The sequence below is a fragment of the Maridesulfovibrio ferrireducens genome, assembly GCF_016342405.1.
Taxonomy (GTDB): Bacteria; Desulfobacterota; Desulfovibrionia; order Desulfovibrionales; family Desulfovibrionaceae; genus Maridesulfovibrio; species Maridesulfovibrio ferrireducens_A.
Genome location: NZ_JAEINN010000007.1, coordinates 99,199 through 122,653, shown reverse-complemented (window position 1 = coordinate 122,653; position 23,455 = coordinate 99,199). Strand labels below are relative to the sequence as shown.

Genomic DNA, 23,455 nt, shown 5'->3' with positions numbered 1-23,455 from the left:
AGGATTACTGCTAAATAAAGCTAATCATCATTTTTTGCTTCAATGCGTTTAATATACTTATCGCGGCATTCATAAGAGCAAAAACATTCAACTTTTTCACCGTTTTTGACTCGTATATCGCTGTCTTTTTGAACATAAGTTCCGCAAATAGGGTCTTTAACCATTTCTCCGGCTTTGACCTTTTTATCATGCTGCTTGCTATCTTGCTTTTCTTTATTCTTTTTTTCTCCAGTGAATAATTTCCACATAATAAAAGCAGCCACAGCAATCACAACAAACTTAAGCATATTGGATTCCGCCTTGATTTTAACCGCATACTTACGGGCTGGAAATTTAAAAGTTATGCCCGAAAGAAACGGGCATAACCTGCTTATTAATCCTGATAAATTTTCTTACCTTCAATCCGGTAATCAATTTTTGATAAAACATCAGCAATCTTGCTGCCATCAGGAAAAACCAGTTCAGAATCAAGTTCAGCAAGCGGGTAAAGAACGAATGCACGTTCCTTCGCACGAGAATGTGGAACTGTTAAATAGTCTCCACCTTCAACAGCCTCATCGCCGAACAGGATAAGATCCAGATCAATGATTCGAGGCCCGTTGACCTGATCTTTGACTCTCTGCATCTGCCCTTCCACAGCTTGAAGCGTTGAAAGAAACCCATGCGGCGCCCAAAGTTCTGGATCAACAGCAAATCGAACAATTTGATTAGCAAACCACGCTTGCTCTTTAAGCCCCTGTGGTTCGGTCATATAAATTTCCGACCAAACTTCAGGATCAATGCCTTCGTATTTTTCCAGTCTTGCAACAGCCTCATTTAAGTTCTCATCGGTATCGCCGATGTTGGAACCAAGACTGACATAGACCTTTATAGTTGGGAAATCCGTGATACTGCCTCCTTGAGTCTTTCGGTGTCTACTGTCAGGGATATACGGAAATATCCTTCACCAGAATCACCAAAACCATTTCCGGGTGTAACAACGACGCCTGTTTCCTTAAGCAATTTAGATACAAACTCAGATGAAGTGTAACCTTCAGGAGTTCTAGCCCATACAAAGATGGATGCATCAGGAACTCTACAAGAAATATTAATTTTTCTAAGAGCTTCGACAACTACATCGCGGCGTTCTTTGTAAATTGCACGAAATTCTTTTACATAAGGTTCACCATGCTGAAGAGCTACGATGCCAGCTTCCTGAACAGCCTGGAAAATACCTGAATCTACATTTTCTTTAACTTTGCCGAGTCCAGCAACCAAGGTCGCATTACCAACGGCCATTCCGCAGCGCCATCCGGTCATATTGTATGTCTTTGACAGAGAATGGAACTCAATAGCAACTTCTTTCGCGCCGGGAGTTTCCAAAATGGATATCGGTTTTTTATTTTCATCGTAATAAACTTCAGTATACGCTGCGTCCTGAACAATGATTACATTATGTTTATGTGCGATTTCAACAACTTTTGCAAAAAATTCAGGTGTTGCGGTCGCAGCAGTCGGATTATTAGGATAATTTATAAAGAAAACTTTTGTTTTGTCCCAAGTTGCCGCATCAACAGCATCAAGATCGGGCAAAAAATCATTTTCATCAAGAAGCGGAATCATTTTGACTTCGCCGCCGGCAAAACTGCTGGCAACAGGATAAACAGGATAATTAGGAGATGCTACAAGAACGAGATCACCGGGATTCACAAATGCCAGAGGAAAATGTGCTATTCCCTCTTTTGAACCAATAAGGCTGACAACTTCTTTTTTAGGATCAAGATCTACATTGAATCTTTGTTTGTACCATTTTGCAACAGCTTCACGGAAAGTCAGCATACCTACATATGAAGGATACTGATGGTTTTCGGGACGTTTTGCTGCTTCATAGAGAGCATCTATAATAAACTGGGGAGTCGGAAGGTCAGGATCTCCGATGCCGAGGCTGATTATGTCCACCCCTTGTGCTGCTACTTCAGATTTCAATCTGTCAATTTCTGCAAAAAGATAAGGCGGAAGAGATGCAATCCTGTCGGCAAGTTTAAATTCTGGCATTATTAATATACTCCTTCAAGTTTTAGTAAGATTATTACTGAAACTGTTTAATTGGGCTTGTTTGCTCTGTCAATCAACTTGAGCAGACGGTTGCATACGTGTAGTGATTATTTTGTATGACTGAAAACAAAAACAACATTTCCTGTAAACACCAATGGGTTGACCGTTATCTGGAGCATCTTTTAATAGAAAGAGGTCTTGCAGAAAACAGTCTGGATGGATATCTAAGAGATCTGGAATCATTTCAATCGTTTCTGGAAAATAGATCCTCAACAATCGAAGAGACAACAAGTCAAACTTTGTTACTGTACCTTACATATTTGCGGTCAAAATCTCTTAAAAGCAGATCACTCGCAAGACATCTTTCATCACTACGAGGTTTTTTTGCCTTTTGTACCTCTCGTGATTTTTTAAAAGAAAATCCGGCAGTTTTGCTTGAAAATCCGAAACTTCCCAAAAAACTTCCAGAATTTCTTTCAACTGATGAAATCAGCCTTGTTCTTGCCCGTCCTGCCCTGAACACAAAACTTGGTTTCAGAGATAAAGTGATGCTTGAACTTTTATATGCTGCAGGGATGCGGGTTTCTGAATTAATTAACTTAAAGATCGAAGATTTTGATCCTCAAACAGGTTTATTAATCATCTTCGGCAAAGGTTCAAAAGAAAGGCTTGTGCCTATTCATTATACAGCTCAAAATTTCTTAAACCTATACATTAAAGACTGGCGCCCTGCTTTTAATCCTAATGTTAAAAACATTTTTTTAAATCGATCAGGAAACGGCCTGACACGACAAGGCGTCTGGAAATTAATAAAAAAATACACGCTTGAAGCCGGTATAAAAAGATCAATATCACCGCATACATTCAGGCATTCTTTCGCTACCCATCTTTTAGATGGAGGCGCGGATTTGCGCACAGTTCAATTACTTTTAGGACATGCTGACATAAGTGCTACTGAAATTTATACCCATATTCAAGCCGGAAGACTGGTCCAGCTCCATAAACGTTTTCACCCACGTTCAATAATGTGAGATTCAAAATATGTCAAAAACTGAAGAACTAATAAAAGCTGAAACAATCATAACAGGACATGTAAATGCCGATTTTGATTGTCTTGCCGCGATTGTTGCTGCCGGGAAGCTATATCCCGGTGCAACGCTTATTTTTCCAGGAAGTCAGGAAAAAAATCTTCGCAACTTCTACATGGAAAGCGCAACATATTTTTTTAATTTCAAACAATTAAAAGAAATAGATAAAGATTCAGTTAAACTTTTAGTTGTTGTTGATACTTCAAGAAAAATTCGAATTTCCCACGTTAAATCTATTCTTGATAATCCGGGCCTCAAAATTCATGTCTATGATCATCATATGCAGTCGGAATGCGATTTGAATCCCGAATTTATTATAAAAAAACCCTGGGGATCAAGCGTCGCCATTCTTACTCATGAAATCCGCAAAAAAAATATAACCCTGCATCAAGAAGAAGCTACAATTCTCGGGCTTGGGCTTTATGAAGATACCGGATCTTTTATGTTCAATTCTACTACAGAACATGATTTTGAGGCCGGTAAATGGCTACTGACATGCGGCATGGAGCTTGATGTAATAACCGACCTGCTCAACCGCGAACTGACATCGCAACAAATTTCACTTCTCAGCAAACTTCTCGAAGGGGCTGCAACTCATACTATAAATGATTTAGATATTGTCATTTCTGAAATAAGCACACCTGATTATGTAGGTGATTTTTCAGTTCTTGTTCACAAATTTATGGATATGGAAAACGTCAAAGTTCTATTCGCCTTAGGAAGAATGAATGACAGAATCCATCTTGTGGCCAGATCACGGACGAAAGATGTTGATGTCGGTGTTATCTGTTCAGCTTTCGGCGGAGGCGGACATGCTTATGCTGCTTCTGCCACAATTAAAGACCAGACTTTGGCCGAGGTTAGAGATGAGCTTTTCTCAATGCTCTACTCCAAAGTAACTCCTAAATTAAATATTGAAAATTTGATGTCAAAACCGGCAGTGGCAATCCCTCGCAACATGACTATTTCCCAGTCTGTTGAGCGTATGACTCAGTTCAGTTTAAAGGGAGTTCCTGTTGTTGACAACATGGAGAACATGAGATGCGTAGGAATACTTGAACAAAAAATTGCCGACAAAGCCCTTGCACATCAACTTGGTGATGTTGATGTTGAAATATACATGCAGCATCCTTTCTCTTCTGTCAAAAAAGACTGTGACCTACATAGAGTTATGGAGATTATCCTTGGTCAGAAGCAACGGCTTGTGCCGGTTGTTGAAAATGATAAAGTCATTGCCGTTATTACAAGAACTGATCTTATTAATCTGCTGGTTCAAGATCCTGCACGAATTCCTGAATCTTTATTTCCTGAAAATAAACAGGTGCGGAACATACGCAATATCATGCGTAACCGTCTTCCTAATAAAATACTTGAAATACTTGAAACAGCAGGACAAATGGCGGAGGAATTCGGAACAGAAGCCTATGTTGTCGGTGGTTTTGTTAGAGATATTTTATTAACAAAACCTAACTTCGATCTTGATCTGGTCGTTGAAACTGACGGAATCAAGTTTGCGAAAAAACTGGCTAAAAAAATGTCTGGCCGCGCTAAATATCATCGTAAATTTAAAACCGCAGTTGTTATTCTGCCGGATGGACAAAGGGTAGATGTTGCGACGGCTCGTCTTGAATATTATGAATACCCTGCCGCTCTGCCTACAGTTGAATTATCATCAATTAAGATGGATCTGTATCGGCGTGACTTTACCGTTAATGCGCTGGCTGTTCACATCAATCCCTCAAGCTTTGGAAAGCTGGTAGACTTTTTCGGGGCCCAAAGAGACCTTAAAGATAGAACAATTCGAATTCTCCATGCCCTCAGTTTTGTTGAAGATCCTACTCGTATAATGCGTGCAATAAGATTTGAACAAAGATTTGATTTCAGAATTGGTGGCCAAACGCTTAATCTGATTAAAAACGCACTCAAACTTAATCTTTTTAATAAGTTATCCGGCTACCGAATTGTTCATGAGCTTAAATTAATCCTTAATGAAGATGCTGTGCCGGGAAGCATTAAAAGGATGGATGAACTAGGAGTGTTAGAAGCAATTCATCCGCTTTTAGTTCTTAATTCTTCGCGTGAACAAGTAATTACAGAACTTGAGAGAGTTATCAGCTGGCACAGCCTGCTCTATCTTGAACCAACAATTTCAGTTTGGAAAACATATTTTCTCGGTCTTTGTATGGGCATTTCTAAACCTAAAATGGAACAAATTTACAATCGGTTCAGTTTTTCTCAAACAGAAAAACGTGAATTTGTACATTTGCGTGAAACTATTTTCTGGGCTGCCGGAAACATCATGAACATAAGGAAAGAACTAAAGCCAAGCGAAATATACACAATTTTGCACCCTGTTCCGCTTGAAGGAGTCCTCTTTATAATGGCTAGAACTAAGCGGGATATGATCAAAAAATATATTTCGCAATATCTGACAACGTTAAGGTTGCAAACTATCGATATTACAGGTGATGATTTGAAGGAGTTGGGACTTATTCCCGGACCTCAATATGCCCAGTTACTCTTTGAAACTAAATTAGCCTGCCTTGATTCAGTTGTTAAGGGAAAGGATGAACAATTGGAGTTTGTAAAAAAAAAGTTATTAAATCTGGTAAATAATAAAACTGATGAGAAACTTTGAGGAGTTAAAATCAGGATAGTTTTTTGAGACTGCATCATCCTGATAAAAAACGGAGTTTTCCTTGCTCTTGGGCTATAACACGTGTAGAACATCCACACTTTTGATTAATTATATCTATAAATATTACTTGCTGACGATAAAGGTCGCATTTTAAGGCGTAATTTTTTTTACGAAGTCAACATAACATGTTGATATTTAAAGTGAGATTATACAATTATTGAAATGTAATATTTTTAGTTTGCTAAACGTGACAAATTAAAGGTTAAAGCTAATCAAATAGTAACTTTCTCGGCTTTTAATGCCTGAAAATCAAGGACTGCTTTTATGGAAGTATTATGGGCTCCTTGGCGAATGGATTATATATTAGGCCCTAAGCCTGATGAATGCGTTTTTTGCATACCATCTGACACAGATGAAGACGAAGAACGATGTATACTTTTTAGAGCTAAACATTGTTTTGTTTTGCTTAATAAGTTTCCTTACAATAACGGTCATATTATGGTTACGCCCTATAGGCATGTAAGCAAACTCACTGATCTTAAGGAAGAAGAAGCTTCCGAGATCATGAAGTATATAACAATAAGCTGTGATGTTTTAGAGAAAGCATTTAACCCGCAAGGAATAAATGTCGGACTAAATATCGGGGAAGCAGCTGGAGCTGGGATTGCAGCCCATCTTCATTTTCAATTAGTTCCACGTTGGAACGGCGATGCGTCGTTTATGGCGGTGTTCGGAGAAACTACTGTAATTCCGCAACACTTGTCTTCAACTTATAGTAGACTCAAGCCGTTATTTGACAGTTTTGTCGAGTAGTAACACTAAGGAGGGTTTCATGCGTTACTTGAAGGTTTTGGCTCTGGTTATCCTATTTTTCGTTTCAATGGTGTTCTTTATTCAGAACACTCCTGAACTTTCCAAGGAAGTTACGCTTTCTATGGCTTTGCTTGATTTCAAGTTTACAAGCCAGCCTCTTCCATATTATCTTTTGATTCTAGTTGCATTTTGTGCAGGATCATTTATTTGTCTGTTTTATTTTATGGCTGACAAAGTTCGTCTTTCCGGACAGTTGCGCACCTGCCGCACCAAAATGTCTAATCTTGAACAGGAAGTTAATTCACTTCGTAATTTGCCACTTGATGAAAAGAATTATCCCTCCGCAGATGACAGTGATGACAAATCCTAATGACTCGTTGTTACGAGGTTTAAGTGTCTTTATTTAGTTTATTCAGGAAGAAAAAATCGACGGCGCCCGATAATCGGGCGCCGTCGTATTCGTCTGGTACTGCTAAAACAGAAACCGGCCTTGCGGATACTCGTGCGGCTATTGATGAACTAAGTAAAGCGGTAAAAGACACTCCTGAAGCTGTCGAAATTTATCTTGCTCTTGGCAATCTGTATAGATCGCAAGGTGAGATTGAACGGGCTGCACAAATCAGAAACAGTTTGATTGTTCGGCCAGGACTCGCCCCTGCTACGAAAGCGCGTGCTCTTTATGAACTTGGCAGAGATTTCAGCCGAGGTGGTTTTTTAGACCGCGCAGTGAACGCTTTTGAAAAAGCTCGTAAAATTGAAGGAGATTCTCCTGAAATTCTAACAGAACTTGCGGTTCTTGCTGCCGGCAGCAGAGAATTTGAAAAAGCTGCATCTTATTATTCAAAGCTTGCACACCCTGTTCAGGAAGCTCATTATTTAGCCAGATGCGCCGAAGATGAATTCAGCTACGGCGATGAAAGTACAGCTCAAAACATTCTCAAAAAAGCATTACACATTTATCCAAGTTCCACAGAATCATGGCTCTTAATTTTAGCCCAGCTCAAAAAAGATGGATCACTTGATAAATTCAGAAAAAAATTTCGCGAAGCTCTTCAAAAAGTTCCCACACATTTACGATTTGTACTTGTTGAAGGACTTCTTGCAGAATCTTCAATTTTTGGAGATACTCCAAACAGTGTTCCTGTCTCCAGTTCTGAGAAGAGTCATTCTTTCTATCAAGTAATGGTTGAAGAAATCGAGACATCAGACCCTGATGTCAGCATGCATTATTATGGAGCAAGACTTCTCCAGCTTTGCAAAAAGCATGAAGAAGCCAGTATCTGGCTTGAAAAGACGTTAATGCTTAACCAAAATTTCTGGTTAGCCAGACTTGAACTTTTTAATCTTGCTCAAGATCAGCAGCAATTAACTTCATCATTTAAAAATCAGCTGGATTTTTTTGTGAACATTGCTCACAAAATTAAACGATTCACCTGTTCAAGTTGCGGTTTTAAACGCGACAAAATTTTCTTTGTCTGCCCCCGATGCCGCAGTTGGCATTCAATAACGTTCCGCAAAGAACTGAACCAATAAGCCCCTACGCGATAATATTGTGAGCAAACAGAAACTCACCCCGATGTTCGAACAGTACCTCCAGATTAAGGAGGACCATCCTGACGCACTCCTTTTTTATAGGATGGGAGATTTTTACGAGCTTTTTTTTGAAGATGCAGAAATTGCCGCTCGTGAACTACAGATATCTCTTACCTGTCGAAACCCAAATTCAGAAATAAAAACTCCTATGTGCGGTGTTCCGCATCACGCTGTAAAAACATATCTTTCCCGCCTTCTTGAAAAAGGTTTCAAGATTGCGTTATGTGATCAAATTGAAGATCCAAAACAGGCAAAAGGTTTAGTTAAAAGAGCTGTAACAAGAGTTTATACTCCTGGAACGGTTGTTGAAGATTCTACGCTAAATGCAAAATCAAATAATTTTCTTGCAGCACTTATCTGGGACGAAACCAAGTCTGCGGGAGGTCTCGCATGGATAGATTTTTCGACAGGTCAATGGAGCGGTATTCAGAGCAAAACTGAAACAGATCTATGGCAGTGGGTTATAAAAGTAGGTCCTCGAGAACTTATTCTTCAACAGGGAAAAGCTGTCCCTCATCAATATGGTGAGATAGATGCCCGTATAACTCCTGCTCCGTCTGCCGGATATTTTAATTTAAAAACAGCTCGTGATAATATTTTAGAAGTCCAAAAAGTAGCAGATCTTGAATCACTTGACCTCGAAGATAAACCGCAACTGACTCAAGCTTGCGGAGCATTGGTTGCTTACCTTCGTCAGACGCAAATGCAGGAGCTTAATCATTTAGGCGAATTTAAACCTCTCAATTTATCTAAATATATGATTCTGGATGAGGTTACAGAAAGAAATCTTGAATTATTCAAACGCCTTGACGGCAAAAAAGGAAAAGGAACTCTTTTAGCTGTTATAGATAAAACAATAACACCAATGGGTGGCAGGCTTCTTTCAACTCGTTTAAAACAGCCTTGGCGTGATTTATCACCTATTGAACATAATCAAAAAGCGGTAACTTTTTTCCACGGTAATGATTCACTGCGAACATCAATTCGTAAGCTTCTGGATACTGTTTATGATCTGGAACGCCTCTCCACGCGTGTTGTTCTCGGTAGAGCTAATCCAAAAGATTTTATAAGTCTCAGGCAGAGTCTTAAAACTTTGCCTCCGATACAGGAAGAACTTCGTCAATCTATTCAAGCATCGGAAGAAAGTCACTCTATAGCGATTGCTCCGGTACTGAAAACCATTGTATCAAAATGGGATTCAATGTCGGATGTTGCTGACCTTTTAGAAAAAGCAATGGTTGACTCCCCTCCTCCGGTCATTACAGAAGGCGGACTTTTCAAACTTGGCTACAATGCTGAACTTGATGAATTTATTGAGCTTACCGAGCATGGAGAAGCTAAGCTTGCTGAACTTCTCCAGCATGAAAAAGAAAGCTGTGATCTGCCAAAACTTAAAATCGGGTACAATAAAGTTTTCGGATATTATTTTGAGATATCAAAAGCTTTCAAAGGTCAGGTACCTGATTATTTTGAACGCCGTCAGACTCTGGTAAATTGTGAAAGATATATTTCTCCTCAATTAAAAGAACTTGAGGAAAAACTAATTTCAGCTTTTGAACAGCGTAAGAAGCTTGAATATAATCTTTTTCAAGCTATACGGGATGAAGTCGCCGAAAATCGCAGTCGGTTTATGTTTATGGCAGATGCCATTGCCGCAATAGATTTCTGGCAGGGTTTAGCCGAAGCTGCCCGTTCAAATCGCTGGGTATGTCCTGAAGTTCATACAGGCATGGAAGTAATTATTGAAGAAGGCCGCCATCCTGTGGTTGAAGCTGTTCAGGGATCTGCCAATTATATCCCTAACAACCTGACAATAGATGAAAAACGCCGCATTCTGCTGATTACCGGACCAAACATGGCTGGTAAATCTACTGTGTTAAGACAAATTGCGCTGATGGGCATAATGGCTCAAATGGGCTCTTACATCCCTGCTTCAAGTGGCCGAATCGGGCTTATAGACCGGGTTTTTTCAAGGGTCGGAGCTTCGGACAATCTGGCGCAGGGACAATCCACTTTCATGGTTGAAATGATGGAAACTTCCCGCATTTTACGACAGGCAACAATGCGCAGTCTTGTTATTCTTGATGAAATAGGACGCGGAACAAGCACTTTTGACGGGCTTGCTCTAGCTTGGGCTGTTGTAGAAGAACTTTCACGAAGAGCCCGGGGTGGAATTCGCACACTCTTTGCAACGCATTATCATGAGCTGACTTCTCTTGAAGGTGTTATTGACGGACTTAGAAATTTCAATATTGCTGTCAGAGAATGGAAAGGAGATATCCTTTTTTTACGGCGCCTAGTGCCCGGACCTGCTGATAAAAGTTACGGTATTGAAGTCGCGAAACTTGCAGGAGTTCCTAGACCTGTTGTACTGCGTGCAAGAGAAATTCTTGCGAATCTTGAAGAAAAATCACAAGATAGCAACTTGCACCCGGCGGAACGGAAGACTATTGTACAAAGCATCCTGCCGGGAATGATTTGTTCCGGCTCTAATAATGATAAAAATGATATTCCACCTGAAGATCACGAAATAATTAAAGAACTTCGTCATCTTGATATAAATGGACTGTCACCGATAGAAGCCATTACTCTACTGAATCAGTGGAAAAAATCATTGGGAGATAATTGATGAAAAATCTTTCTTTTAAAAAATGTTTAGTGCTCACTCTTTTAGTGGTTACCCTGCTCGCTGTAACTGGCTGCGGTGTAAAAATGTGGCCTGCGCCGCAAAAAAGTGAAGATACTTTCACCTTTACATCCGTTACCGGACGCCGGACCGGAGAATGCCTTAAGATTGTTGTTAAGGTTGACGGAGCATTTAAAAATGTAGACAATCTGAGTCTTCAATTTCAAGCTGACGGCAGTGGGCCTGGAGAAGGTTGTCCAACCTGTCCTTTCTTCCCTGCTATTCGTAAACAATTCATCCCCGGATCAGAAGGCATCCAGTCAGACGGTTCTACTTTCGTCTTCAGTGAATGCGGACTTGATCCAGAGAAAAGCTATCGCTACAGAGTTGTCGGACGAAATGTTTATGAAGCTCTTGGAATTGTCATTTCTGACGTATATATAGTCACACCCTAATTTAGAGAATGGAGTTCTTCCCAAATGCATCATTTTGAATTTAAGAATAATGAACTTTTCGCAGAAAACGTAAATATTTCTGAACTGGCTAAAGAATACGGAACCCCGCTTTATGTCTATTCGGCTGCAACATTCCGTAGACATTTTGAAGCGTTTGATTCAGCGTTTAACGGTTTGGATCATCTCACCTGCTACTCTGTCAAAGCTAATTCTAATTTGAGTGTGCTCAAACTATTAGCTGAGATGGGTGCTGGAATGGATATTGTTTCCGGCGGTGAACTATTCAGAGCGCTTAAAGCCGGAGTTCCTGCAAACCGTATTGTTTATTCCGGTGTCGGTAAAAAAGCATATGAAATTGCTGAAGCTCTTAAAGCAGATATTTTAATGTTCAATGTCGAGTCCGTAGCTGAACTTCACAGAATCAATGAAGTTGCAACATCCATGAACAAGACCGCCCGAGTCAGTTTCCGTATCAACCCAGACGTTGATCCGCAAACACATCCTTACATTTCTACCGGAATGAAAAAGAATAAATTCGGCCTTGATATGGATACAGCTCTTACCGCCTACAAAACCGCTAAAGAACTGTCCAACATCGAGCCTATCGGCATGGATTGCCATATCGGATCACAACTCACAAGTATCGATCCTTTCCTTGAAGCTCTCAGTAAGTTGTTGGCATTTAAAGAAAAACTTTCCAGTATGGGTATTGAGATTGAACATCTTGACCTTGGTGGCGGACTCGGAATCACTTATGATGACGAACAGCCTCCCCACCCTAAAGAATTCGGTGAAGCTTTAACAAAAGCTCTCGAAGGTCAAAAAATAAAAGTTATTCTCGAGCCTGGAAGAGTTATCGCCGGAAACGCCGGAATACTGGTGACAGAAGTTATTTATACCAAAAGTACGCCTACAAAGAATTTCCTTATCGTAGACGCAGGAATGAATGACCTCATCCGCCCTTCACTTTATCAGTCTTTTCACAACATCTCTGAAGTTGTGAAAAACGAACGTCCTAAAGTTGAAGTTGATGTCGTCGGTCCTATTTGTGAATCAGGTGATTTTATTGCCCGGGATCGTGAGCTTCCTGAAGTTAAACAGGGAGAACTTCTCGCCGTATACTCTGCCGGTGCCTATGGATTTACGATGTCATCAAACTACAACTCTCGCCTCAGAGCCGCTGAAGTTATTGTTGATGGAGATGATATTATTGTTGCACGCAGAAGAGAGACATACGAAGATCTTCTTAATCTTGAATCTTAATTTTATTGCGGACCGGATCAATCCGGTCCGCAATTTTTTACAGGTCGTTTAAAATATAATGTCCCGCCTAAATTCATTTTATATCTCCCCCGAAAATTGGATTGCCCCTTTTGTTCTTGAAGGTAGCGAAGCCCGCCATATGTGCAAAGTTCTTCGTACACGCGAAGGTGATACTGTGCGTCTTTTTGATGGACTGGGTAGAGATGGAATTTTTACAGTCGATGAAATTTCTAAAAGCCGCGCAACCTTACAACTTGTAAGCGAAAGTGTTCAGAACGATTCGCGTGGACTAACTCTTGCGATCGGCTGGAATAAATCAAACAGAAGAAATTGGCTGCTTGAAAAAAGTGTTGAACTTCAAGCTCGTGGTCTTATTTTTTTTCAGGGCGAATTCAGTCAGGGCAAGGTTCCTGAAGTTCCTAAAGAGACCTGGCATGATAAAAATATTGCCGCAGCGAAACAATGCGGAAATGTTTGGCTGCCAAAACTTGAAACAGTGCCCGGATCTATTGAAAATCTGATTGAAAAATCCAAAGAGTTCTCTAATAAAATTATTTTATGGGAAAAAGCTGAAAAAGAAGCTGTGCCCGACTATGGTGTTTTTGCAGAAGAATCAACTCTGGCAGTAATAGGCCCAGAAGGCGGATTCAGTCCGCATGAAGCCGAACTGTTGTTGAACAACGGATTTAAAAAATGCAGTCTCGGAGATAGTATTTTACGATGGGAAACTGCGGCTCTCCTTTGTCTTGGAGCTGGATACCTTGAAAAACAAAAACAATCCCTCTAAATTTTCTTGCCAACGGAGAGTACCAAGTGAAGCTTGAGTTAACTGATAACCAGCCCCTTGCGGATCGTATACGCCCTACCAGTCTATCTCAATTCGTCGGACAAATTCATCTCCGTGAGCGTATTGAAGCCTTTGAAAGGTCAAAAAGATTACCGAGTCTGTTGCTTTTTGGTCCTCCGGGATGCGGAAAATCTACTTTGGCAATGCTTCTTGCGCAATCAACAGGGCGACATTACATGCGCGTCAGTGCGCCGGAAGCTGGAATTGCTGCGCTTAGAAAACAATTATCCGGAATGGATATTCTTATCCTTGATGAACTTCACCGTTTCTCTAAAGCACAGCAGGATTTTTTCCTTCCCCTTCTTGAATCCGGAGAAATAACTCTACTTGCAACAACGACTGAAAACCCATCTTTCAGTATTACAAAACAACTTTTATCCCGGCTTCATGTTCTAAGACTTCGTGCACTGACCAAAATTGATTTAGCGGATATTGCCAAACGCGCAACTGAAGAGCTGGATTTTAAACTGAAAGATGAAAGTTTGAATCTTATTTCTTCAATGGCAGGTGGAGACGGTCGCGCTCTTCTTAATTTACTCGAATATACCTCCCAGTTACCTGAAGAAAAAAGAGAACCTGAAAAACTTAGAACTATTCTGCCTGAAACAATTATTCGCGGTGATCGTGACGGAGATTCTCATTATGAGCTAGCTTCTGCGATGATTAAATCAATACGTGGAAGTGATCCTGATGCGGCTCTCTATTATTTGGGATGCTTACTTGAAAGTGGTGAAGATCCTAAATTTGTTACTCGCAGACTAATCATTTCAGCAGGTGAAGACATAGGACTTGCCGATCCTTATGCTCTTACTTTGGCGGTTTCATGTCAGCAAGCTGTTGAATTTATTGGTATGCCTGAAGGTTTTATTCCCCTCTCAGAAACAGTGGTGTATCTTGCTCTTGCTCCCAAAAGTAATACCACCTATGCGGCCTACCATACAATCAAACAGGAAATCAGGCAAAATGGAATGCTTCCCGTTCCTCTTCATCTAAGAAACGCAACTTCGGCGCTTCAAAAAGAATGGGGCTATGGACGCAACTACAAATACCCTCACTCTTATCCTAAAGCATGGGTCGAACAGGATTATCTGCCGCCCGAACTTTCAGATCGCTCTTTTTATCAATCTAAAGATCAAGGCGAAGAACCGCGCCTTAATGCTTGGCTGAAAGGACAGAAAAGATCTGCTCATCCACGAATTAATCCACCATCCGGTCGAATCAAAAAATAAGTTACCTCCTTAGTTCGCTTATTTATTGCTAGTCTTTGATGTGGCGTGTATTATTAAAAATAAACCCCATATCAGGATAAGACTATGTCCTCGTTACAAAAAATGGTTATTGAAAATATTCTTGCTAGTCTTAGTGTTGGATTAATGGTTATTTCCCAAAAAGGAAAAATTATTTTTCTAAATAATTCGGCATGTGAAATACTTGGGTTAAATATTGAAGAACATCTTGGATGTGGTTGGGGAGAACTTTTTATCACCGACGACACTCATAATATTGAATTTAATCAAGTTATTATTGATGCTATCACGGAGCAAGGAGTAGGCCGAAAACATAGTGTAGCATTTAGTATAAAAAAGGAAAAATGTACTAAAAAATTATCAATAACATCTTCTTTTCTCACCGATGAGGGAAAAACATTGGGAATGGTTTTCCTTTTTGAGGATGTTACTGATTTTTATCAAGCGGAAGAAAGAGAACGGCAAATGTTGTCTAGAAATGTTGAATTGCAAAAAGAGCGAATTGCCGGACTTGATAGTCTTGCACAAGCTGTTGCTCATCAAGTTTTAAATCCCACCATCGTCATTGGCGGTCTCGCAAATTTGATTTCTAAAAAACTTCCCAAAGACGATCCTCTGAATAGAGAAATTAAGGCCATTTCAGAAGAAGCAGAAAAATTAGAAGGGTTGGTTACGGCTGTAAAAAATTATTCGACTATTCCTAAAGCTAATCCATCTGAAGTTAAAATTGAGCTTTTAATTAAACAAGCAATTGAAAAAACGAATGAAATTTTATCTGAAATTGGCGAAAATATAAACGTAAAGCTGGAAAACAATATTCCTTTCCTAAACGTGGACAGAGACTTATTTCTTTCAGCAATTGTTGAACTTTTGTTGAATGCCAGCAACTTTACGCCAGAGCTTTCAACGGATGTTGCAATTAAAATTTTCAAAAAAGGTGATGTTATATCAATTAAAATAATTGATCACGGATTAGGAATTGAATCCCGATATCTGCCTTATGTTCTTGATCCGTTTTATTCAACAAAAGCGAAAGGCGTAGGCATGGGACTTTCACTTGTTAAAAAAATAGTTTTTGAACATCAAGGAAAACTCTTCATAGAAAGCGAAGGAAAAAACAAAGGAACAATAGTCACAATTGATTTACCTTGTTCCAACAATGACTGCTGTAGTGAAAACGATTAGTTTTTAAGTGAAAAAGGCTTGAAAAAGTTCTTCGATTTGACGGTCATAATCTTCTACGATCGAAGTTAAGCTCTCCGCATCAATTCCAAGCAATTCCCAAGCTCCTTCCTCAATTCCCGGAAGAACGTACATCCCACCATCTGCAATTCCTATGGCATTCGCCAAATTGTCGGCAACCTGAAGAATTGCTGCTTGTACTTTAGAGTCTGCATTATGCGGGGAATGATGATTGCTTATAGCATCAGTTAATTCATTTGGGAATTTCCATTTGCCAAGCATATCCTTAGCAACGTTTGTGTGATTGAACCCAAGAGTCATATCCTCTGCTTCAACTAGTGGAATAAAATTTTCACGTGCATAAAGCATTGCCTGAATAGAACTGCACGGCATTTTTTTAAAAACAATAAGTCGCCCGACATCATGAAGAAGTCCCGCAGTAAACATAACTTCAGGAACAACACCTTTAACCTTTTCAGCAAGTATTTTAGAAAATATACCACATGATAAAGAGTGCATCCAGAAGGAACGCATATCTATAAGTTCGGGCGGAATATCTTTAAAATAGCTTATAGTTGAAAGCCCGAGGGCAAGAGTACAAAGTTCTCTGCTGCCTACAAGCGCAACAGCGCGGACGAGTGAATTAATTTCGGAAGGAAATCCATAAAGAGGACTGTTGACGAGCTTTAACAACTGAGTGGAAATAGCTACATCAAGTCCGACAACCGCAGCAATTTCCTGAGCGGAGGCGGTTGGATCATCAACAACCTTTTTTACCTTGAAAAAAATATCTGGAAAAGAAGCAATTTTAATTTCAGCATCAACAACATCTTCGACTTTACCTTCGTCACGAAAGAAAAGATCTCTCATATCATCAAGTTCAGTAACTGTCTGCTCCTCAGGGGAAGGAAGAGTCCAGCCTTCCATCAATTTAGTGGCGGTTCTATATACGGAAATATCAAACATCTTTATCATGGCCGGCTGATCGTGATTTACAAACATAAAATAGTCACGAACATATCGAAAAGTTTTATTAAGAGTTTCTTCATCCGGTTCAACTGGAGGTGAACTTAAAACTGAAATATTTTCAATGCCTTGCCGTTGAAAAAAAGTAATATTACTGCTTGTTACAACTGATCCGGCTGGAAGCAACATTCTTCCGGAATGAAGCAAATCATTAGCCAAAATCATACCTGGTTCAAGATCATCAATGCCTACACTACGCATCTCAACACCTCATAAATTAAGTTAAAGCCAGATTTATACCTTTCTGTAAGAAATTGCACCCGTGTGATGTTTGGCTTTGAAGGTATTTGTTATCGTATGTAAAGATTCAGAATGTCCGACATATAAATGTCCATCATCTACTAAATTATCATAAAAAGCCCTAAGCACTCTTTTTTTCATCTCTTTATCGAAATAAATTATCACGTTTCTACAAAAAATAATATCAGATTTAGGCACTTTTTTTAGAGCAACTGGGTCATTTAAATTGATTTTATCAAACCGTACCAAACGTTTAATTTCAGGTTTGACTTGAAAAAATCCGGCGTCCTTTTCTGTGAAATATTTTTTGGCAATAGCAGCATTCGTCGTTTTTAAGGCATACTTTGTATACTCACCCTTTTTAGCCTGTGCGATAACACTTGATGAAATATCACTGGCTGTAATTTGTATACGCCACTTGGGAAGTTCTGTTTTTAATATTTCGTGAATAATTATAGATAAGGTATATGGCTCTTCGCCTGATGAGCACCCTGCTGACCAAATTCTAAGCTCTCTACGTCCCGTTTTACGTTTAGCCTCAAGAACTTCCATTAGAGATTCATTAGTAAATGCCGTAAGCTGAGGATTATCTCTAAAAAAACTTGTTTCATTTGTTGTAATAAGATCAGCAAGTTTATTTAATTCTAAATTTTTATTTCTATCGTATTTTAAATAATCAATGTATTCTTTAAAACTCTTTAGCTTTAATTCTGTAATACGCGCAGAAAATCTGTTCTCCATAAGATATTTTCTATTATCATTTAGAAAAATACCAAACAATTCATATATGATATCTCTGAGTTGAGTAAACTCTAGGGTGGTAATTTTTATACCTCCGCTGAAGCCGCTATTTGAAAAAAGTCCTGCCATAAATTATTCTCTCTAAAATTTTAATGTAATCGTTTTTACATTCTTTTAAGCCATTAATTACGGTAAGAAACGTGCTATTTTAAAAAAGTAATATATTAATTATCTTTTGTATATTTTTTTCCATTCATCTAAAAACAAAATAGCCGTATCAAGAGGGCTTAACTCACCTTGCTGCATTCGCACGGCACTGACAAGATCTTCAAAACTCACATCTATAGGCAATCCTAACTTTTCAATTAATTTTAAGACATTATTTTTTAGATCTTCAGGAAAATCCTGTCCGAAAATATTATCAGAAGATCTCTCTTTAGGCCATCCTGAAACAACTTTACTTGTAAAATCAATTAACGTCTGCATTCTGATAACATACGTATGATCTGCAAGAACTCTTTTTCGCCCTCTTTCAGCATATGATTCTCTTTCTTCAGGATGGTGCAGAAAATAACCGATTTTATTATCAAGATCTTCAAGACTGTCAAAATAAGCCAGTTCACCATCGGAAAACGCTTCGGACATAAGTTTTCTACGATCCACCAATTGAAAAGCACCGCAAGCTGCAAGCTCAAATGTACGTGGATTAATAAAATCTCCTCCACTGACAAATTCATCGGCATTAATTGATGAATGGAGGTTTAAATTAATCTTTGTTGCATTAAAAATTTTTACACATTCTTCAGAAGAAACCCTGCGTCCATCAAGCTGAATATACTTATCAAGAACATGATCTCCGTCCCATTCAGAACCCCAAATTTTGAGCCCGTGATGGATAAGTTTCCGGAAAGCCATGCGTCTATTAGGATACCCTGCTCCCATAAAAGACACATCTGCGCCATATTTACGAGTATCTATTGAATTAACATCAAGCGGCTTATGAAATTCAGGATGCGCAGCCAAAGGAAGATAGAGGGTATTTTCGACGCCTATTTCTTTAAGCTTGTCAAAAAAATGTTCTTTCTGAATAACAGCAAAAACATCATAAAAAGGTGCAAAACTCTGCCAATAGGTAAACAGTCGAAAATCTTCAACAAACCACATGGCGGTTACAACTTTATCGCGACGAAGCCGTTTTAATGCCTGATGAGTAAGCGGAGCCTGAGCCATTGACAGGACCATGTCCGGTTCAAATGTTTCAGTTTTGGCTAATACTGCCTGAGATAACACCTGTAGAAAACTATTCTGCAAATATTGATGTCTGTCAGACGTAACCTTGAGATTGTCGAGCGCATTGTATGCGTCATAAAATTCAGGTGCTTCAAAAGTTTCGACCAGATGTCCCATCTCTTTGAGAGCTGCAACACAGAACCTCCCGACAGGCAAAGATCCACCGTAAAGCGGCAACACAACAAGTATTCGAAGAATTTTATTTGAATTCATATTTTTTTCTTTCAACTTAATAACCTCGATCTTGTTATCCAGTCTTTTTCTTTATAAAACTTTTCCGCAAGTTCAGGAAAAGGTCCATATTCACCGAGATCAAGTAGGCCGAGATAACAACCGATAAAACGCCTTATTCTCTCTCGACGTTCTTTAGACGTGTCGTGCCCTGCTTTTAAAACGTATTCAGTTCCTAAAAAATCGCATTTAGATTCAAAAACAGATAATCCCTGTGGCAAATGCTCAGCCTTACGTGTCGCGATAAATCTGGCCATGTTTGACTCTTTAAAAGGTTCAAGACACTTCAAATTATTATAGCATGGCTGAGATTCAACACACGGAGAACAATCAAAGTCGGCTTGAATTATTGTATGCCCTTTTCCGTAAGGCCCGGTCTCACAGCACCATGCAGAAGAAAGAAAGAATCCAAGTACAGGAGTTCCCAGATGAGCTGCCAAATGCATGGTTCCTGTATCCGGCGTCATCAGCAGATCAAGCTTTGAAACAGTTTCGATCAATTCTTTCCAATCTGTTTTTCCAGCAAGATTAACGGTATCCTTAGCGATGGATGAAGGAAATTTACTAAGCAGTTTCTCTCCGGCTTTTTTTTCAGAACTGCTACCTAATAAAAATATATTTTTATTTTTGTTTACTGATCTTGCCGACAGAATTAACGGAGCAAATACATCAAACGGAAGTGAGCGCCGTGATTCCCTACCAGCCATGACTACCCCGATTCCCCCTCCCTTCGAAGCAGCAACCGGATTAACTTGTGAAGACGGAATCATATCTGGACTTAATGCTGTCCAATAATCTACGATATTGATATTATTACGTCTTTCTGTTGAAAACCGGAAAGCCATATCAAGCCACGGGTCTTTTATATCCTGCCCGTTAACCCGCTTATGCCCCACGACTTTTCGAGGATCAAAAAGTGAAGACAACATATAGTTCATCGGTGAAAAATTTAAATTATAGATCTGATCAAAATTAATGCTTTTAAGTGTCTGGAAAAGCTTAAAATTAAAAGGTAAAACTGAAGTCATACCATTGTCAGAAATTCCTGTTCCATGTGCAATCAACGCATGGACAACACAATCAGGATATATAATATTTGCTAAATCTTTGAGCGAGCGGTCTACGCATAGGTGAACTTCAAAGCCTCGCTTTGCAAGAGTAAGAATAAGTCTTTTGGTCTGAACAAGGTCTCCAAACCTTGTAAGTTGCACAATAAGAACTCGTTTCATAATAAATTCCATTTGTTGCAGAATTCTTCTGGCAAAAATATATCTGTTTATCTGTGCTTTGTCATTTTACAATGAGGGTACCCTTTTGCTATACCCAAACTCTATGACGTACTATCCTATTTCTCTCAAAGTGGAAAATCAGAAATGTCTGCTTGTCGGAGCCGGAGAAGTCGGCCTTCGCAAGCTGAAATCCCTATTATATTGCCATCCAGCTGAAATATGGGTGATTGATACCTGTGATCCTTCTCCGGAAATACGGAGCATCGGAGATAATACCCGTGTGTTTTTTAAAAAACGTGCATTTACCCCTTCTGATTTAGATGGAAAATTTGTAGTCTTTGCCTGCACCAGCAATCCGGTTGTAAACAGACACATTGCTGATCTTTGTCAGCAAAAAAATATCCTCTGCAATATTGCTGATTATCCTGAGGGCAGCAACTTCATTGTTCCGTCGGTAATAAGACAGGGAGATCTTACACTTACTGTCTCTACAGGCGGTAACAGTCCGGCATTTACAAAAAAAATTCGTCGTGATCTACAAAACATTTTTGGTGATCATTACGCAAAATTTCTTACTTTAATGGGTAGATTGCGGCCTCTGGTCCTTGACCTTGGCAAGGAAACAAGCGAAAACACCGCTTTGTTCAGGCATCTTGTTGCGTCTCCGATTTTAGATGAACTGGAAGCAGGAAACATAAGCCGGGTTCATGAATTATTGGCTGAAATCCTGCCGGAAGAACTTGTTCCCCACATCCCGGAGTTAACTGATGACTTTGTTTGAGTTTTTTCAATACGTGATCATAGCCCTTTATTTGATGGGCATGACCTTTTTTATCGCAGGAACCCTGAAAAACAATCAGGTAATGGGTAAGCTAGGTAATCTCTGCGCTATCGGCGGATTTGCTTTGCATTCTCTCGATCTATTGCTTGCTGTAACGCTGTATAAATCAACAGTACTCACAGGCGGTTTCTTTTATTTCAGTCTGCTGGGATGGAGCTTCATTCTTGTTTATTTCGCTCTTTGGTGGAAAGTAAGAAATACTTTCTTTGCATTGACAGCTTCACCTCTGGCTCTTTTGCTGTTCATTGCATCTCTTGCCGCGCAAAGTCTGAAAGTAACACTCCCCGCCCATCTGGCAGGTCTTTTTATAGGCCTTCATATCGGAACTATTTTTGTGAGCATAGCTCTGATGGCAATGGCCGCAGGAGCCGGAGTTGCTTTCATATACCTGAACAACAAAATCAAAACGAAAGCAAATCTTACCTCTCTAGGTAAAGAAATGCCTTCTTTAAACACCTTCGACAGAGTGAATCATTGGGCCATAATGATCGGCTTCCCTCTTTATACGCTGGGACTTGCAGCCGGTTTTCTATGGGCACGAGGAACCTTTACCAAAATGTTCTCGTGGGATCCGAAGGAAATTGTAACGTTATTGGTCTGGTTTTTATTTGCATTTCTTTTTCATCAACGCACCGTTGTTGGCTGGAGAGGCAGAAAACCGGCAATTCTGGTGATCATTGTATTTGTCATCACCATGATATCCTTATGGGGAATTAATTTCTTTATCCCTACTCACCACAGCTTTAAAGTCTGATTTATGGACCAAAATATTTACCTTATAGGCCTCAACCACAAATCTGCAGGAGTAGATGTCCGTGAACGTTACGCCCTGACCAATATTGAAGAGTTCGAAAAAGGACTCCTTGATATGGGAATTCGCGAAGTCATGGCGCTTTCCACCTGTAATAGAGTTGAAATTATTGTCGTATGTTCAGAAGAATTCACTGAAAATGAAATCCTCTCATACTGGGCTGACAAATGTGGCGGTTCAAAAGTAGATCTCGAACCCAATACTTATTGTCATAAAAATCTTAAAGCAGTTAACCACTTGTTCAGAGTAGCCAGCAGCCTTGATTCAATGATCGTCGGCGAACCTCAAATTCTCGGTCAGCTTAAAGATTCATATCGAAAAGCTGTTGAAGCCGGAGCCGCCAGAGTCATTATTAACAGGATGCTGCATAAGTCTTTTTTTGTTGCTAAAAGAGTACGCTCAGAAACTTCGATTGCTTCAAACGCAGTATCAATAAGTTATGCTGCGGTTGAACTTGCCAAGAAAATTTTCGGTGAACTTAAAGGGCAAAAAGCCCTGCTCATCGGGGCTGGTGAAATGGCTGAACTGGCTGCAACACATTTACTAAACAGCGGTGTTGAAACGATTCGTATCGCCAACAGAACTTTTTCCAGAGCTGAAGAACTGGCAAAAACTATGAACGGCAAAGCCATACCTTTTGAAGCCCTTTACGATTGCCTAAGCGACACTGACATCATTATAAGCTCCACAGGAGCGCCGCATGCTGTCATTAAAGCCAAGGACATGAAAAAGGTTATTAAACAGCGCAAATTCCGTCCTATGTTCTTTATTGATATTGCCGTTCCGCGTGACATCGACCCCGATGTCAATGGTCTTGATAACGTATATCTTTACGATATCGATGATCTTAAAGACGTGGTTGAAGAAAACATGGCGCAACGTGAAGATGAAGCTGTAAAAGCAAACTCCATTGTCGAATCAGAAACACTTTCGTTCGGTAACTGGATAAACTCACTTGATTTGCAACCAACCATTGTTGACCTTTTTGACCGCAGTGAAGGTGTTGCCAGAAAAGAGTTAGCCAAGACTTTAAAAAGACTTGGTAAAATTGATATTGAAACACAAGAAGCCATTGAAACAATGGCTCTGTCTATCGGTAAAAAGCTGCTTCATGAACCCGTTTCTTTTCTCAAACGCAGAACAGAAGAAGAAGGCGCCGCAGAAAAGTTTGTTGATTTAGCCAGACGCATGTTCAACCTTGATAATGATACTATTCCACCGGATGCACACTGTAGGCGCAAGAAACAAAAAGATTAAAGT

At 39.7% G+C, this 23,455-nt stretch carries 21 protein-coding genes; 14 read left to right on the top strand and 7 right to left on the bottom strand.

Annotated features, from left to right (window positions below; translation table 11 throughout):
- Positions 1–20: 20 nt before the first annotated feature.
- The 3 genes from JEY82_RS09470 to JEY82_RS09460 all read right to left on the bottom strand — a co-directional run bounded on the left by JEY82_RS09470 (position 21) and on the right by JEY82_RS09460 (position 2,034).
- Positions 21–287, bottom strand: coding sequence for a transcriptional regulator (locus tag JEY82_RS09470; RefSeq protein ID WP_092161458.1), 267 nt, complete (start codon positions 285–287; stop codon positions 21–23).
- 86 nt (positions 288–373) lie between these two features.
- Complete coding sequence (folK, locus tag JEY82_RS09465) at positions 374–871, bottom strand: 2-amino-4-hydroxy-6-hydroxymethyldihydropteridine diphosphokinase (protein ID WP_304085239.1); 498 nt, start codon at positions 869–871, stop codon at positions 374–376.
- Complete coding sequence (locus tag JEY82_RS09460; protein WP_092161454.1) at positions 868–2,034, bottom strand: LL-diaminopimelate aminotransferase; 1,167 nt, start codon at positions 2,032–2,034, stop codon at positions 868–870. The genes folK and JEY82_RS09460 overlap by 4 nt, the downstream gene beginning before the upstream one ends.
- 116 nt (positions 2,035–2,150) lie before the next feature.
- On the opposite strand from JEY82_RS09460, the gene xerD reads away from it, so the two are divergent.
- The 11 genes from xerD (at position 2,151) to JEY82_RS09405 (ending at position 15,789) form a co-directional block, all read left to right on the top strand.
- Positions 2,151–3,065 (top strand): site-specific tyrosine recombinase XerD, encoded by a 915-nt coding sequence (gene xerD, locus JEY82_RS09455; protein WP_304085167.1) that lies wholly within the window; start codon positions 2,151–2,153, stop codon positions 3,063–3,065.
- 10 nt (positions 3,066–3,075) lie between these two features.
- Entirely contained in the window at positions 3,076–5,760 is a 2,685-nt protein-coding gene (locus tag JEY82_RS09450; protein ID WP_304085166.1) for a CBS domain-containing protein, read from the top strand.
- Between the two features lie 324 nt (positions 5,761–6,084).
- On the top strand, positions 6,085–6,573 hold the full coding sequence (locus JEY82_RS09445) for an HIT domain-containing protein (protein WP_304085165.1): 489 nt from the start codon (positions 6,085–6,087) through the stop codon (positions 6,571–6,573).
- 19 nt (positions 6,574–6,592) lie between these two features.
- Complete coding sequence (locus JEY82_RS09440) at positions 6,593–6,943, top strand: lipopolysaccharide assembly LapA domain-containing protein (protein ID WP_304085164.1); 351 nt, start codon at positions 6,593–6,595, stop codon at positions 6,941–6,943.
- Between the two features lie 23 nt (positions 6,944–6,966).
- Positions 6,967–8,106, top strand: a complete 1,140-nt coding sequence (locus JEY82_RS09435) for a lipopolysaccharide assembly protein LapB (protein WP_304085163.1) — start codon at positions 6,967–6,969, stop codon at positions 8,104–8,106.
- A 43-nt stretch (positions 8,107–8,149) separates the two neighbouring features.
- On the top strand, positions 8,150–10,795 hold the full coding sequence (gene mutS / locus JEY82_RS09430; RefSeq protein ID WP_304085238.1) for a DNA mismatch repair protein MutS: 2,646 nt from the start codon (positions 8,150–8,152) through the stop codon (positions 10,793–10,795).
- Complete coding sequence (locus JEY82_RS09425) at positions 10,795–11,247, top strand: hypothetical protein (RefSeq protein ID WP_304085162.1); 453 nt, start codon at positions 10,795–10,797, stop codon at positions 11,245–11,247. The genes mutS and JEY82_RS09425 overlap by 1 nt, the downstream gene beginning before the upstream one ends.
- Before the next feature lie 24 nt (positions 11,248–11,271).
- On the top strand, positions 11,272–12,510 hold the full coding sequence (lysA, locus tag JEY82_RS09420; RefSeq protein WP_304085161.1) for a diaminopimelate decarboxylase: 1,239 nt from the start codon (positions 11,272–11,274) through the stop codon (positions 12,508–12,510).
- Positions 12,511–12,568: 58 nt separating this feature from the next.
- On the top strand, positions 12,569–13,297 hold the full coding sequence (locus JEY82_RS09415; protein ID WP_304085160.1) for a 16S rRNA (uracil(1498)-N(3))-methyltransferase: 729 nt from the start codon (positions 12,569–12,571) through the stop codon (positions 13,295–13,297).
- 26 nt (positions 13,298–13,323) lie between these two features.
- The gene (locus JEY82_RS09410) at positions 13,324–14,586 is read left to right on the top strand and encodes a replication-associated recombination protein A (protein WP_304085159.1); all 1,263 of its coding nucleotides are present in this window, start codon (positions 13,324–13,326) and stop codon (positions 14,584–14,586) included.
- A gap of 84 nt (positions 14,587–14,670) precedes the next feature.
- A complete protein-coding gene (locus JEY82_RS09405) occupies positions 14,671–15,789 on the top strand; it encodes a PAS domain-containing sensor histidine kinase (protein ID WP_304085158.1) in 1,119 nt (372 codons plus the stop codon).
- Positions 15,790–15,792: 3 nt separating this feature from the next.
- On the opposite strand, the gene JEY82_RS09400 is transcribed toward JEY82_RS09405, so the two are convergent.
- The 4 genes from JEY82_RS09400 to JEY82_RS09385 all read right to left on the bottom strand — a co-directional run bounded on the left by JEY82_RS09400 (position 15,793) and on the right by JEY82_RS09385 (position 20,543).
- Positions 15,793–17,013 carry an HDOD domain-containing protein gene (locus JEY82_RS09400; RefSeq protein ID WP_304085157.1) on the bottom strand — a complete coding sequence of 407 codons (1,221 nt, stop codon included), beginning with the start codon at positions 17,011–17,013 and terminating at the stop codon, positions 15,793–15,795.
- A 33-nt stretch (positions 17,014–17,046) separates the two neighbouring features.
- Positions 17,047–17,922 (bottom strand): protein-glutamate O-methyltransferase CheR, encoded by an 876-nt coding sequence (locus tag JEY82_RS09395; protein WP_304085156.1) that lies wholly within the window; start codon positions 17,920–17,922, stop codon positions 17,047–17,049.
- A 99-nt stretch (positions 17,923–18,021) separates the two neighbouring features.
- Positions 18,022–19,296: a glycosyltransferase gene (locus JEY82_RS09390; RefSeq protein WP_304085155.1), complete on the bottom strand. Its 1,275-nt coding sequence runs from the start codon at positions 19,294–19,296 to the stop codon at positions 18,022–18,024.
- Between the two features lie 11 nt (positions 19,297–19,307).
- On the bottom strand, positions 19,308–20,543 hold the full coding sequence (locus tag JEY82_RS09385) for a glycosyltransferase family 9 protein (RefSeq protein ID WP_304085154.1): 1,236 nt from the start codon (positions 20,541–20,543) through the stop codon (positions 19,308–19,310).
- 85 nt (positions 20,544–20,628) lie between these two features.
- On the opposite strand from JEY82_RS09385, the gene JEY82_RS09380 reads away from it, so the two are divergent.
- From JEY82_RS09380 to hemA, 3 genes are read left to right on the top strand one after another with little or no spacing between them, the layout of a single operon-like run.
- On the top strand, positions 20,629–21,324 hold the full coding sequence (locus JEY82_RS09380; protein ID WP_369681157.1) for a bifunctional precorrin-2 dehydrogenase/sirohydrochlorin ferrochelatase: 696 nt from the start codon (positions 20,629–20,631) through the stop codon (positions 21,322–21,324).
- A complete protein-coding gene (locus tag JEY82_RS09375) occupies positions 21,311–22,138 on the top strand; it encodes an inner membrane protein YpjD (protein ID WP_092161409.1) in 828 nt (275 codons plus the stop codon). The genes JEY82_RS09380 and JEY82_RS09375 overlap by 14 nt, the downstream gene beginning before the upstream one ends.
- A 3-nt stretch (positions 22,139–22,141) precedes the next feature.
- Positions 22,142–23,452, top strand: a complete 1,311-nt coding sequence (gene hemA, locus JEY82_RS09370) for a glutamyl-tRNA reductase (RefSeq protein WP_304085153.1) — start codon at positions 22,142–22,144, stop codon at positions 23,450–23,452.
- The last annotated feature ends 3 nt before the right edge of the window (positions 23,453–23,455 follow it).